General features: G+C 40.0%; 8 protein-coding genes. All 8 read right to left on the bottom strand.

Translation table 11 applies throughout. The features are described 5' to 3' along the window. Positions 1–49: 49 nt before the first annotated feature. Entirely contained in the window at positions 50–361 is a 312-nt protein-coding gene (locus IE080_RS06330; protein ID WP_189579623.1) for an HPF/RaiA family ribosome-associated protein, read from the bottom strand. A gap of 249 nt (positions 362–610) precedes the next feature. Beyond that, positions 611–3196: a zinc-dependent metalloprotease gene (locus IE080_RS06325; RefSeq protein ID WP_189579622.1), complete on the bottom strand. Its 2586-nt coding sequence runs from the start codon at positions 3194–3196 to the stop codon at positions 611–613. 169 nt (positions 3197–3365) lie between these two features. Continuing rightward, positions 3366–6443 (bottom strand): WD40/YVTN/BNR-like repeat-containing protein, encoded by a 3078-nt coding sequence (locus IE080_RS06320; protein ID WP_189579621.1) that lies wholly within the window; start codon positions 6441–6443, stop codon positions 3366–3368. Between the two features lie 139 nt (positions 6444–6582). Then, positions 6583–9309 (bottom strand): S9 family peptidase, encoded by a 2727-nt coding sequence (locus IE080_RS06315; RefSeq protein ID WP_189579620.1) that lies wholly within the window; start codon positions 9307–9309, stop codon positions 6583–6585. A 123-nt stretch (positions 9310–9432) separates the two neighbouring features. Beyond that, complete coding sequence (rpmA, locus tag IE080_RS06310; RefSeq protein WP_189579619.1) at positions 9433–9693, bottom strand: 50S ribosomal protein L27; 261 nt, start codon at positions 9691–9693, stop codon at positions 9433–9435. A gap of 32 nt (positions 9694–9725) precedes the next feature. Further along, entirely contained in the window at positions 9726–10037 is a 312-nt protein-coding gene (rplU, locus tag IE080_RS06305) for a 50S ribosomal protein L21 (RefSeq protein WP_189579618.1), read from the bottom strand. A gap of 105 nt (positions 10038–10142) precedes the next feature. Next, positions 10143–13226 (bottom strand): T9SS type B sorting domain-containing protein, encoded by a 3084-nt coding sequence (locus IE080_RS06300; protein WP_189579617.1) that lies wholly within the window; start codon positions 13224–13226, stop codon positions 10143–10145. Positions 13227–13777: 551 nt separating this feature from the next. After that, positions 13778–14521, bottom strand: a complete 744-nt coding sequence (gene yaaA / locus IE080_RS06295; RefSeq protein ID WP_189579616.1) for a peroxide stress protein YaaA — start codon at positions 14519–14521, stop codon at positions 13778–13780. Positions 14522–14532: the final 11 nt, after the last annotated feature.

The following is a 14532-nucleotide window of genomic DNA, read 5'->3' as shown; positions in this document are numbered from 1 at the left end:
ATCCTATATCAACTAATATCAAAAGTTCTTAGAGCCTCTAGAAGGTAAATTATTTCCCCTTCTGCAATTGCCTTACATTTTTATCCACTACAGCTCTCAACATGGTGTTCCAGCGATCTTTTGCCTTTTCTTCAGAAAAAACATCGGGGCCTGGTATACCTACACGCATGCCTAAAGTTCTTTCTGCTGTTTTGCCTGTACCAGAGATATTTAGATAAATATCTACGGCATTAATGACAGGTGTAAATCTCAATAATTTATCAATTGACTTTCTGATTTGTTCTTGTAATCCAGCTGGTACATCTACTTGTGGCGCTTGTACATCAACCTTGATTCCTCGGTAATTTTCTGTGTAATTCATCTCTTTAAAAGGATTTATTGTGTGATTCAAAATTATACCAATTATAGCTTAAAATTTATGACAAATGTCATATAGATAGACGTTTTTTTTATTGTTTGGTTGACAGGTGAAGGCTTAAAATTTATTAAATAGCAGTTTTTTGGACTTAATCCTCCTAAAACCAAACTGGCTGACCCTCTTTAGGATGATCAGCCAATATTGTTTACTAAAGAATTGAGAAGGGGTTTTCCTGATTCAATTATTCAAAAATTATTTAACCTCCTTCATGCTATTTTCGATCAACAACTTCAAATGGTCTTTATGGGCCCTTGAAGACAGATCGCCTCCAGCATTGGATACTTTTCCTTTAATATAATTCAAATTATACAAAGCAGCGGATCTTGCTAAGTGATTGTAGCGGGCACTGCCTGTACCAGCCACCATACCTTTCAAGGTATTCACATACTCTACTTGCAGGTTTTGTCTGAAAGAATTGACATTTCCGCTGATATCTGCATCAAAGATCGCTTTGGTCAAATCATTCATATAGGTAGCCAAATTATACTTATTGCCATACAGTTCAGAATCCACCATTCTTTGCAAGGTGTTTGGATGGGTCAAGTGTGCCAAAACACTTCTCTGAGCTCCCAAGACTTGCTGATGGATTTTTGGATCTTCTGGACCAGAGAAGAAGTCAAATCCTCTACGCTGTCTAGCTAAATAATTGATCAAATCATTTGGAATCTCATACGCATTTGGCGCAAACATGTATTTGCTCAACGCATTCATTGCTCTTTTTTGATCCTGTAAGCTAACAGGTGTGTAAGGCTGTGTGGCACCTTCCTGACCTGCCATTGCACGGTCCACATAGACACCTCCAATAAATCGTGACATCACACCACCTGCAGTTGCATATTGATTCATCAAGATACCATAAGCCTGTACTAACTCTTGGTAAGACTGACCATCTTTCGTGTACTTATCTTTGATACCCTTCATCAATTTTCTGGATGTCTCCATCATGTGAATGGAATAGCCTATCTGATCATTGGAAAGATCACCGATCATCACTCGAGGGTCAATCGCTTTACCAGGCGCACGCATATCATCCGCATCGTTACCAAAAGTCAATTCCGGACGGGTTGATTTGGCTAGGATGGCATCCATTTCCTGCTGATTTTTCACAGGCGTGTAACCAAATTCAATTGCCCAAACATCATAAGGACCTACGGTTGTAGAGAAATAATGTCCTTGCTTGGATTTATCAGGAGCGATATTGATCGCCATATAGTCCATCACAGAACCTGCCAAAGCTTTTCCTTGGATAAAGTCCTTATCCGCTAATTGCGCAGGAGAGAATAATTGAGAAGCTTTCATGTTATGGTTCAATCCCAAGGTGTGACCTACCTCATGCATCAGCAATTCGGCCATTGCCTCCATCTTCATTCCTTCCATCTCATAATCTGAAGCACCACTTGCTCTCAAAAATGCCTGACCGAACATCATGCTGTTTTGCAGATGCGCACCTACCGTACAAAAGTGTCCATTATGCCAGGTTCCAACCACAGGCTCATTCGCTGCGGTCTCCCCAAAGAGCTCATTATACACTACGCGATTGGTATGATACACAAATTCTAACATAATATCAGAACCTAAAATCTGCCCAGTTCTAGGATTGACAAAGCTAGGACCATAACCACCGAATGGAGGATTTGGAGAACTTGTCCAACGCAACACATTGTAACGAATATCACCTGCATCCCAATCTGCGTCATCAGGCTGAATATTTACTTGTACAGCATTTTTGAAACCAGCTTTTTCAAATGCTTTGTTCCACTCCAACACTGCATTCTTGATGGTCTCTCTCCATTCATGAGGTGTAGAGTTTTCTATCCACCATACGATAGGCTCTACCGGCTCGGAAAGCGCTGCATTCGGATCTTTCTTTCTCAAATCCCAACGGTGAATGACATCACGGTAAGGAGTGGCGGAGCTAGAAGTCATATCCGTAACTTTCGTAGTGAAATATCCGACACGTGGATCCTCAAATCTTGGCTCATAGCCATTATCCGGCAACTCAATCAAACTATGGTACACTTTGATGGAAACATTTCTTCCATCCGTCACTGCATCCGATCCTCCATTCAATACAGATGGATTGGTATACACATACTCAACGGCTAAGTCGGAATTTTTCTCATAACTTCTGATAGCCAACACTTTGGTTTTTTCACTATCCAAGTTTCCTAATTTAAAAGACATCGGAGACTCTCCCGGAAATGGAGGTCTTTTGATCATACCAAAAGTTTCTTTCAGGAATAGGTTATCTGCTTTGATTACAATCACGCCTGTTTCAGCATCCTCAAACTCGATTTTGGCAGAAGCCATGATTCCCGGACTGATATTAGCATCTGCTGAGCGGCTCAAGGGGTTCTCAGGATCGAAGTAAAAGGAAGTGTTTTGCTGTACAAATTCTACCCGATTGAAGTAACGCTCGATTTTGAAAATCTTGTTGTCTCCATAAGAACCACGAAAGGTGCCTGCATCCGTTACGCCATCCCCTATTTGGGAGAAGTACAGGTATTCATTGCCGAGCTGTTCTTTTTTGATCAATAGTTTCATCTCACCACTTGTGGTGTCTTGGTAGAATGTAAAAAGACCTTCAAACTTTTTATGGCCTTTGACTACATCTTCCAACTTCTTTTTCTCCGGCTTCTTCTCAGCAGCAGGTGCCGTAGTAGCTACGGGAGCATTCTTTTTGCTCTTTTTCTGTGCAAATGCCTCATCAGTGGGCATTAGCACCACTCCAAATGCCAGCATAGCGAGCAAAAGGTAGCGTTGGCTTGTTCTCATCATGTAAATTGTATTTTCAAATTGGTTGACTATTATCTAATTCTGAAAAATAAGGCTAAAAATCTACATATCCCTAAATACCAGCACCAAATTGATTGGCCATTTTGAATAATTAACAAAAAATCCCTTGCCAGTACTGACAAGGGATTTGGTAAGTGAGAAAGTAAGTTTATCAGTGTGCTCTGCTGATTTTCAAATTTTGTTTGATTTCACCGATATTCAGGAGATTAGTGAGTTGGTTTTTCTCAATCATTCTGAATTTTTGCAATTGTTCATCGATCTGACGGGTTATCTCTACCCGAACTTCTTCTGCGCCATCCGTAGGTCTGTATTCTCCTGTCCCTACAATCACATTCAAATGCGCCAGCTTGTTATTCAGACGAATTGGGTAATTCAATGGGTCTTGCCCGCTACGATTTTGTGTTTGGTACAATTCCTTTTCAATTGCTGAGATGGACTGAATGATCGGGTCAAGTCTGCGTTTTTGTCTGCTGTCTTTGGCAATCATCTCCTCCATCAGCTCTCTGTACTTCCGGATGAGTATAATAGTCTCATGCGTCTCTGTCAATTTATCCCTTACCTGAAGCAAGAAATCGAATTGAGCCTGCAAATCTTCCTGAGTGGATTCATAACGTAAATCAGGCAATACTTTGAAGGACTGATCCTGAGCAACACCATCCACAATCAAGCGCACAGTATAATCTCCAGGCACTACCTTTGGCCCTCTCAATGGTCCTGACCACATGATCATCCCATCGAAACCTTTGGCGTCAGGTAAGCGGAGATTCCAGTTAAACTCATTGGAGCCCATCTTGTATTTGAGCGTATCCTTCTCAATACCTTTGGAAGAATAAGCTTTTAAGATTTGGTTATTTTTATCCAAAAACTCAATTCTCACTTCCTCCTTCGGCTCCTGATTCAACTGATAATACACCAATACGCCTCCAGGTCTATTGGTACCAGCTGTCTTGGATTCTCTGCGAACACCATCCAAGCGATAGGAATCCTGAGGGCGGAATAAATGGAATGGCTTGCTTGCGACCTCATTGGACAACTGATGCAGCACTGTGAGGTCATCAATGATCCAAAAACTTCTACCCTGGGTTGCTGCAATCAAGTTATTTTCTTTAATCGTCAAATCAGTGATAGGTACGATCGGCAGATTTAATTGCAAGGGCTGCCATGATTGCCCATCATTGAAGGAAATATACATACCTGTCTCTGTTCCTGCATACAGGATTCCTTTTTTGACAGGGTCAGCACGGACTACACGGGTAAAATGTTGGGCATCGATTCCGTTGACAATTTTCGACCATGTCTTTCCGTAATCGGTAGTCTTGAACAAATAAGGCGCGTAATCTCCATTTTTATAGGCTGTGGCAGCGAAATACAAACCACCTTCTTCAAATGGATGAGCCTCCATACTGTTGACTTGGGTCCATTCAGGCATTTCTTTTGGTGTGACATTTTCCCAGGTTTTACCATTGTCTTTGGAAACATGTACCAATCCATCATCGGAACCAGCCCATAGCACTCCCTGCTTCAATGGCGATTCAGCAGCTGCAAAAATGGTGGAATAGTATTCAACGGAAGTATTATCCTTGGTGATCGGACCACCAGAAGGGCCTAACTTTTCCTTGGCATTTCTGGTCAAATCCGGAGAAAAAGTCTCCCAAGATTGCCCTCCATTAGTGGAGCGATGGAAATGATTAGATGTAGTATAAAGTACTTTTGGATCATGAGGGGAATAGAATATCGGAAAGTTCCACTGGAATCTATACTTCATTCCTTCTGCTCCATGCCCCATAGGGTTGTCAGGATACACGTTTACATTTCGCTTAGCACCCGTTCTGTGATTGAGCATTTGAAGCAATCCACCATAATTTCCACCGTACACAATATCGTTGTCCAATGGATCAACGGCCAACCAGCCTGATTCCGAACCAGCACTTACTTCCCAATCATTTTCGGTGATTCCAGCACCTTCATTTCTATGGGCAATACGCATGGTGGAATTATCCTGCTGAGCACCATAGATTCTGTATGGGAAGTGATTATCCGTAGTCACTCTATAAAATTGAGCCGTAGGTTGATTCATATAGGTTGACCAATTCTTTCCTCCATCAAATGACACCTGAGCACCTCCATCATCCGCAATAATCATCCGTTGATTGTCAGAAGGATCTATCCAAAGATCATGATGATCTCCGTGAGGAGCATTTGCACTTTTGAAAGTTTTACCTCCATCGGTAGATTTATGGTAGGCCACATTGAGTACATACACGGTATTTTCATCCTGCGAATCTGCATACAAACGGGTGTAGTACCAGGCGCGCTGTCTGAGGTTACGATCATCATTGGTCTTTTCCCAAGTCATCCCTCCATCATCAGATCGAAACACCCCACCATCCAAATTCTCCACAATTGCCCATAGTCGGTTTGAATTAACAGGAGAAACAGTGATTCCCATGATACCCAACAAGCCTGCTGGAAGTCCTTTATTTCTGGAAATTTCTGTCCAATTTTCTCCCCCATCAGTACTTTTAAACATTTTGGAGCCTGGACCTCCACTTTCAAGACTATAAGGCGTACGCTTCACCTGCCAAGTAGTAGCATACATCACTTCAGGATTATTGGGGTCCAATATCAAATCAACTGCTCCTGATTGGGAGTCCACAAACAATTTTCTATCCCAGGACTTTCCTCCATCTGTGGACTTATAGACCCCACGCATAGCTGTAGGCTTGAAAATATCTCCCAATACTGCGGCATACACTACATCAGGATTGCTTGGATGCACGCGTATTCGGGAAATAAATCTTGTTTCTTCCATTCCCAAATCTTCCCAAGTTTTGCCGGCATCCGAACTTTTCCAAAAGCCATAGCCATAGGAAACATTTCCACGGACAGTTTTTTCGCCCCCTCCTACATAAATGATATTCGGATCAGATGGCGCTACTGTAACAGCACCAATAGAGCCTCCAAAGTAGCCATCAGAAACATTGGCCCAGGTACTCCCTCCATCCGTCGTCTTCCATACGCCTCCACCTGTGGCACCAAAATAGAAGGTATTTCTGTCTCCGATCACTCCCGAAACAGCAGCTGAGCGCCCACCTCTATGAGGACCCACAAGTCTCCATTGGACAGCATCGTATAATTTTTCATCGTAGGTCTGTGCCTGCACCTGAGGGAGCATACTTAGCCCCAAAAAAAGCAGTGCAACGCAACAAAGTCGTAATATTTTGTTCATAGCATGTAGGTTAATGATTCATTAGGGAATTTAAGTGGAAGTCAATAAAAAATTTCATAAAAAATGATAATTGGTCAAAAGAGCCTATAAAAAAAGTGTGGACTTCCATCCACGCTTTCCATTCAGGTCAACGGTTCAATTATCGCACGCGATCATACAGTTTTTCTAAGTGAGGAATTCCTTTTTCCATCCATTCGGGCGCTTCCTTACCCATTAAGTGGTGATCAAAATACTGCTTCATGCGGATTTGGAAATCTTTTTGATTGGCTTCCACTCCAAGGTGATGGCCTTCATTTGGGTAGGATAAGAAAATCACTTCTTTGCCCATTCTGCGGGCTGCATTATACAATTCCAAACCCTGTGCCCAATCTACTGCACCATCCTTAGTTCCATGTAAAATCATAAATGGAGTCTTGATATTTGGCACATGGTACATAGGGTTTTCCCGATTATAATCTTCTCTATGAGTCCATGGAGTCACTCCTTTACCCATGCGCACTTGTCCAATTTCCATGATTCCATGATGTACCGTACCTGTACTTGCATAGAGATTATTATAGAAACTTTCCAAATTGGTCGGAGGTGCACCTGTCACAATACATTTAAACATATCTGTCTGGGTCAGGATAAAAGAGGTTTGATAACCACCCCAAGAATGTCCTTGCAAACCGATATTATCCTTGTCTGCATAGCCCAACTCAATCAATTTATTCGCCGCAGAAGTAATGGCATCCAAGGAACTAGTTCCCGGTCTACCCTCTTCGAAGACAATATCCGGCATGAAAATCATATATCCATTACTAGCATAGGTGGAGAAATGCGGTCGGTCATCGTAAACCGGCATGGAGTATTGATGATGACGATCAGACATTTTTTCGTAGAAATACATGATGGTCGGATAAGCCTTGCCCTCCTCATAGTTGGCAGGAAGTGTCAAGGTACCTTGTAAGCGCTGTCCTTTGCTATTGGTGAATTCTACCAATCTACGCTTACCCCAAGCAAACTCAGCCTGCTGAGGATTTGCATTAGTCAGCTGTTTAGGATTAGCAAACTTCCCGTTACTTACATGATAGTCAGGAAATTCCGCGAAAGTCTGCTTGGTAAAGAAATAGCGATCAGCATTTTCTGCCTTGATTGGATTACCAATCATTGCGTCTACAAACATCAAAGGTGCGGGCTTGCTGCCCACTTTCAACTCATAAAATCCATTTTTCTTGGTCCATTCACCGTAAGCTTCCAACCAAAGTGGCTTGGATGTATCGATCCAATCTTGGCTTCGGTCAGGATTGACATACCGGAAACGGATTTCCTCGGCATCCCCAATTTGCGTAATATTTGTAGCCTTACTCCCATCCAACGCCAGCATCCACAAATCATACTTATGATTGACGATTACGTGTTTACCATCTTTAGTCCAACCTGCCACGCCATAAGGAGGCTTCTCATGGGGATAAGGATGCTCTAAATCCATAAATACCATTGGAGCTTTTGCAGAAACATTGATTTTGGCATTTGTCTCCAAATTGTAAGCAATCAGCGCCGTATCTTTTTGATATAGGTAAAATTTACCATCCGGAGAATATTGCAAGGCTCTATTGACTAACTTCTCTACCAAAACCCGTTCACCGGTAGTCACATCTACTCGATACAAATCTGCCGGAGAAACACCCCAATTGATATCACTGATATAAGGCTTCTCGTCTCTGCCAATTTTATAGCGAGCATGTTTGGAAGGCAATACGGTCTTCATCTCCTCGTCTGCCAATTGCACAAACTTGTTTTGGGCAAAGTGGAAAACTGCCGGCATGGTTTCATTTCTATTCCGATTGGCTCTCACAATCTGAACCGATTGGATATAATCATCTTTCCAATGCCACACATCTACATTGGGAAGGGTGTCCTTGTCTGCTTTGAATGTAGCTGTTTGTTCTTTTACCCCAAACCAAACCGCTTTTCCATCGTGCATAAATGAAATAGGTGCTTTTTCGCTGATGACAAAACCTTTGGGCAATTCTTGATGATCTGGACCTAACTCGTAGCTAAGGGGCATTGTTGAGAGATTACCAAATACCAACAAATGATTGATCCCTTGCTCCAAGGAGTCAACAGATGTACCTTTCAAAAACGCCAATTGATTGCCACGGGTAGCAGCCTCAGTTTTGTTCAAGAAGCGATCATCCCATACGAGTGATTGATAGGTTTTGGCATCTCCATCCAGCATCTGGGTAGTTTTGCTACTTAAATTCATCAAAAAAGCACCGTTACCAATTTGATCTTGAGCATCTACCAAGTAGGCTAAATGCGTTCCTTTTTTATTGACAGAAAATTCCGAAACATTCCCGATTACAAATGAGCTTTTCTTCTGAATATCGAAAAGCACCAAATCGGCACCTTTATGGGAAGTCTTATCATCTTCCGCCTTTTTCCTATGGACCATCCAAAAGCGCTCATCACTGGAAAAAGCTGCACTGTTAGCATTTTCTACACGGAAAAGCTCAGTCCCGTCAACTGTTTCTAACACGGCTGTTTGTGTAATAGGCTTTCTTGCTCTCCTTAACTTATCCGATTCTGCTTTATTTGGTCGGAGAAAATAACTGAAATACTTACTGCCATCTGAGAAAGAAAAACTAGATGCATAAGGAATCCGTCTTATGGCATCCGATTGAACAGATTTTACATGAAGGGTATCGTCTCCACCATTGGGACGGAGCGCATAAGCAAACCAAGACCCATCAGGGGAAGGTGTGGGAGATACAATTCTGGACCATTTGGAATAATCTTTCAATTCCAAAGGCTTTTGTTGGGCTATTGCTCCTTGAAAAAGGAATAACAACAGTATCAAACTAAGAATTCTGGGGTTTTTCATACAATCGAACTAGTTAACGTAAGGAAAGTTGGTACCTAGTCCTAAAAAATCAAATGAATTTTACACGATAGGACAAAAAAAAACCCTCTACTAGGAGAGGGTTTATATAAGTTTTTCGAAATCTTAAGCTTCAGCAGGAACTACGCTAACGTAAGACTTGCCATCGAATTTTTTCTTGAATTGAACTTTACCATCCGTCAAGGCAAACAATGTATGATCTTTTCCTAGACCTACGTTGTCACCTGGGTGATGCTTTGTACCTCTTTGTCTGATGATGATGTTACCGGCAATTACTGCCTCACCACCAAATTTCTTCACACCAAGTCTCTTGGAATGTGATTCTCTACCGTTCTTGGAACTACCGACACCTTTTTTGTGAGCCATAATATTAGTTGTTTATGATTTCGGAAGAAATCTTACAATGTGATATTTTCAATCAAAATTTTAGTAAACTGTTGTCTGTGACCATTCTTCTTTTTGTAACCTTTTCTTCTTTTCTTCTTGAAAACGATTACTTTGTCACCTTTAACGTGATCTACAATTTTTGCAGATACCATTGCGCCAGAGATAATTGGAGCGCCTATTGATACCGTACCGTTGTCTTCTGCCAACAATACTTGATCAAATTCCACGGAAGCGCCAGCATCGCCTTGCATTTTTGGTGCATAGACATACTGATCTTTTGTTACTTTGAACTGCTTTCCTGCGATGTTAACAATTGCGTACATATGTGTATTTAGCTAGTATAGGAAATTGGAGTGCAAATATAGCTATTATTTTTAGAAAAAAAAGCATTACTATAAATGAAAAGCCTGAATGAAAATTAATTTAAACTATTGAAAGACAGTTAGCGTGGTATTAAGGTTTTTCGTAATACTCTCTCCTACATTTCTATATATAATTCTCACTGCATAGGCCCCTGGGACAAGTTTCTCTCCTCCATAAGAACCATCCCATTCACATGCCGTAATAGAATTAACTGCGTCACTATTTTTACAATGAAAAACTTGTTGACCCCATTTATTAAAGATATAAACCTCAATCTCATCAACTAAATAGTTTGTGTAAATTCGAAAATCTCTAGCAGGATCGTTTAATATCATGGCATTCGGTAACGTGACTTTTAATTCACACTCCTCTTCCACAAGAAAATCTACTTGATAATCACAACCTTCCAAACTGGTAACTATAAGACTCCATTCACCTGGCAATTGAGGTTTAAAAACACTTGAACTAGATTGTATTTGCTCGCCCAATATCCAGCTGTAAGCCAAAAAATTACCAGGGTTAATGAGCTCTCCAATTTCATATTCTCTACAAATTTGATATCGCTCTTTAATGGTAGGTCGAATCGGGTCTGAACTTCTTAATAACAACACTTGATCCGAGGCCAAAACACATCCAATATCATCTAGAATTGTTACTTCATATGTCCCTTCTTGATTTACTGCAATTTCTATTTCACCTTCAAATTCATTTAAAGGGACGATGTTGTTAAAAGGACTTATAAAAACCCAAGACACTTGATATAATTCAGAATCTACTTCATTAATTCTAATGAGTGTAAAGTTTGCCTCTGGACAAAAAGGATCAGCCTCTAATTCTATTGCTAATGATAAAACTGGTTCTTCAACTTCAAAACTCTGAAGGACAACATCACAAGGAATACTTCCAAGAGGCTGTACTTCCAATGTATAAATGCCAGGTATATTTGTTTGAAAAATTTGATTGGAGCCTACAATCTCACCAGCGGAATTTCTCCAGTAAAACGTCGCTAAAGAGGCATCTACTTGACCAATGTTAGCACTGTAAGTAAAAAAACCATCACAATCCCTATCTATAAATTCTGGACTAAAGTTTATCGGACTAACTAGCGCAACTTCAAAACTCTTTTCAATTGGACAAAAAGGCTCATTGCTAGGCCCTACTGGAATTCCTCTCAGAAGATACTCCCCTGCCTGATTCAACCTAAAGGAATCTCCCTTCATTTTAACTTCTTCATTTCCATCAGGAAAAATCAAAAGAAATTCAAGTTCAAAATCTGTTGTAGGTGTCCAGTCATAAAATTCACATATAGTTAATAATGACATTGGAACATCAAAATCAGTCAAATCACTGCTTTGATTAACTTCTATGGAAGTTCGCCCTATTTCACATGCAGTATTGAGTGAATTAAACACAGCAACCTCATAAATACCAGCTTTTGAACCAATAATCACAGGTTCATTTTCAAAAGAAACCAATTCTTCGATTTGACCCTCATTACCAAAAAATCTCCAAACTATCCTTCCAATGTTATCGAAATCAGAAATTAATGAAATACTTGCGTCTGGTAAAGATGGACATAACGGGGTTGAATTCAATGCTACATCTACGGATAAGACAGGTTCAGAAACAAAAAAACTACTAAATGAATCTGGACAGGCCCCTAGAATATTGATGGGCTGAACCTCAACCTTGTAATCACCAAAAGTCACAGGACGCATACTGAGCCCTGTGCTTACAAGTTGTCCACTGGGATCAAACCATCTTACATTTACTTGATTAGGAGCGTAATTCTGGAGCTCTACCTCCCAAATCTGATTACCTTGGCAATCTTGTGAAACAAACAACTCCTCAAAAATAACAGGTTCCACGCTAGTCGCTACTATTTCAATTCTCCTTGGGCAAATATCATCAGGGAAGTCTAAGCTTCTTCCCGTTAAAGCATACCTACCCTCTTTTTCTATCAGAAAAGATGCTCCAACTAATTCTTCTACACTATCATCATCTAGATTAATCAATGAAAACTCCAAATTTTGATTGGTGTCAAAATTTGGCTTTAACTCATAATTGCTGCAAAAATTAATGATTTCAGGAACTGAAAATTCAACTTGTGGCAAGCCTAGAACTTCAATTTCCACAGTATTTGGAACTTTACAAGACTCATCATCAGAGTCTTCAATTAAAGAAAATATCTCTAAAAAGTATGTGCCTCCCGAAACTTCAACAACAAAATCCAATTGGCTTTCGCTATCAAACTCCCCTGAATTAACAAGCACACCTCTCGGACTATACAATTCAAAGCGCAGATCATCAGGAGGTATCTGAAAAGAGACTGTAAATGAACCTATACTTTTTCCGTTTGTTGTGCATCTTTCAGGCACTATTAAATCTGGATCAACACTAAAAACCAAACTGGGAGGTGTGTTTTCTAAAGGAACTACACTCGAAAAAGCATTGATACATCCCGCTCTTATTGCTTCAAAAATGTAGACACCTGAAGACAAACCTTCAAGGATTTTCTCTTCTCCTTCTAATAATGAAAATCCAGGGCTAAATTGTTCATTTTCCGCATCAATGACATAATACATCCAGTCAATATCTGTAAGAGCTCGGATCAAAAGACTTCCATCGCTAGCTGTACAATCAGAAACTTTTTTCACAAACTCAATAGAGACCAGCGCAGATGGATTAAAAGTAAACTGTACTGATTTTTCAAGTGAACATGTGGGATTTGAAGGATTACTCACCTCAAAAAAAATGGTATATTCACCGAAACCTTGAAGTTCGGAAGTATTTAATTCCAAAGATTCTCGGTTACCTAAAAAGATTTTATCTTCTCCCTCTCTTTTAATAAACCATGCACCACTATTCTGTTCTGAAGGCCTTATCCTTACCTCATTTCCTTCACAAAAAATAACCCCATTTATTTCCAATTCAAAGTCTTCTGCAAGTTTAACCTCTGTATTCAAAAAATTTTCACATGCTCGATTACCATCTGAGTCTATAAAGAAGTAAGTTAAAGAATACTTACCAGCATCAGAAACAACTAATTCATTCTTATTTGAGATTACTAGATCCACATTATCTTTTCTCCACTCAAAGAAATAATCATCTACGTCTGGTGAATTAGGATCAATGGCACGAAGTAACAAATCTTGATTTTCACAAAGTAAATACGTACTTTCAAGAATACCTGGAGCCCCTAGAACAACTGAAACCGTCTTTTCATCCGAAAAAATCTGGACACCTCCTCGCTGGATTGATAACTTAATGGAATGATTCCCCGTCTTGGAAAACGTGTAAGCTAATACCTGAAATGCCCCCCCTCCTTGAAAGATTCGTATCAATCCATCTGGTTCGATAATTTCCCATCGATAAACATCTGTCACAGGATTCCCTCCACCAAAAAACTCCTCAAGTGTGTTGCCAGTTAGTAGGCAAATCTTGTCAGAGCCAACAATCCCAAATTCATTTACAGCATAGTTAAATGAGTTCCTACCGGAAGATTGTAAAACACCAACCACTAAGATCATGGAAAAGATGCTTAATGTATTTTTCAATATCTTAAAAATTCTCTGGATACGAAACATTTTTTGAAAGGTGGAATTTTAATATCACTAAAAATCGTACCAAATTTAACACAAAAATCAAGATCTAAAAAAAGCCTCAACATTCAATTTATTGAGGATCAATACACAGAATATTAACGAACAAACTTCCACTCCTTTTCATCACCTGCCCATTCGTATCCTTCTACATTAAATAGCTTAAGCTTTTCAGGATCTTGGATGCGGTTTTTGATGATATAATCCGTCATCAAACCCCTTGCTTGCTTGGCAAACAAGCCAATGATTTGATATTTCCCATTTCTATATTCCTGAAAAACAGGGGAAATTATTTCAGATTTAATGATAGACGTATGTACTGCTTTGAAATACTCCTGAGAGGCCAAGTTGACAATAGGAGCCCCTTTGGAAGCTTCATTGATAGCTTTCGCAATTCGGGTACCCCAAAATTCATACAGATTATTGCCTTTTTTGTTCTCAAGCTTTGTACCCATTTCAAGACGGTAAGGCTGAATCAAGTCCATCGGCTTTAGCAAGCCATATAAACCAGAAAGAATGCGTAAGTGCTGCTGTGCAAAATCAAAATCCTCTGCTGAGTAATTATCTACATCTATTTTGGTATACACATCACCTTTGAAAGCTAACAATGCCTGTTTTGAATTATCGGTGTCAAAGGTTTTTTTGAAATCCTTGTAGCGAGCGGCATTCAGTTCAGCTAATTTCTCACTGATACCCATTAACTTCATCAAGTCCTCTGTCTTTTGCTTTTTCATGATTCCGACCAACTCAAACGTTTCCTTTTGAAAGTCGGGCTGTGTGGCAAACTCTTGTTGAGGAGTACTTAAATCTAATGTTTTGGCAGGTGAAATTAGTGTAATCATTTTTCTAAAAT

The organism is Mongoliitalea lutea (assembly GCF_014652135.1).
Taxonomy (GTDB): Bacteria; Bacteroidota; Bacteroidia; order Cytophagales; family Cyclobacteriaceae; genus Mongoliitalea; species Mongoliitalea lutea.
Note: the sequence above shows the minus strand (reverse complement) of the source record. Positions and strands in the feature narration are given on the sequence as shown.

Excerpts from the sequence above, each read along its gene's own strand:
- IE080_RS06325 (WP_189579622.1), bottom strand. The coding sequence starts at position 3,196 with ATGATGAGAACAAGCCAACGCTACCTTTTGCTCGCTATGCTGGCATTT.
- IE080_RS06330 (WP_189579623.1), bottom strand. The coding sequence starts at position 361 with ATGAATTACACAGAAAATTACCGAGGAATCAAGGTTGATGTACAAGCG.
- rplU (WP_189579618.1), bottom strand. The coding sequence starts at position 10,037 with ATGTACGCAATTGTTAACATCGCAGGAAAGCAGTTCAAAGTAACAAAA.
- IE080_RS06315 (WP_189579620.1), bottom strand. The coding sequence starts at position 9,309 with ATGAAAAACCCCAGAATTCTTAGTTTGATACTGTTGTTATTCCTTTTT.
- rpmA (WP_189579619.1), bottom strand. The coding sequence starts at position 9,693 with ATGGCTCACAAAAAAGGTGTCGGTAGTTCCAAGAACGGTAGAGAATCA.
- yaaA (WP_189579616.1), bottom strand. The coding sequence starts at position 14,521 with ATGATTACACTAATTTCACCTGCCAAAACATTAGATTTAAGTACTCCT.
- IE080_RS06320 (WP_189579621.1), bottom strand. The coding sequence starts at position 6,443 with ATGAACAAAATATTACGACTTTGTTGCGTTGCACTGCTTTTTTTGGGG.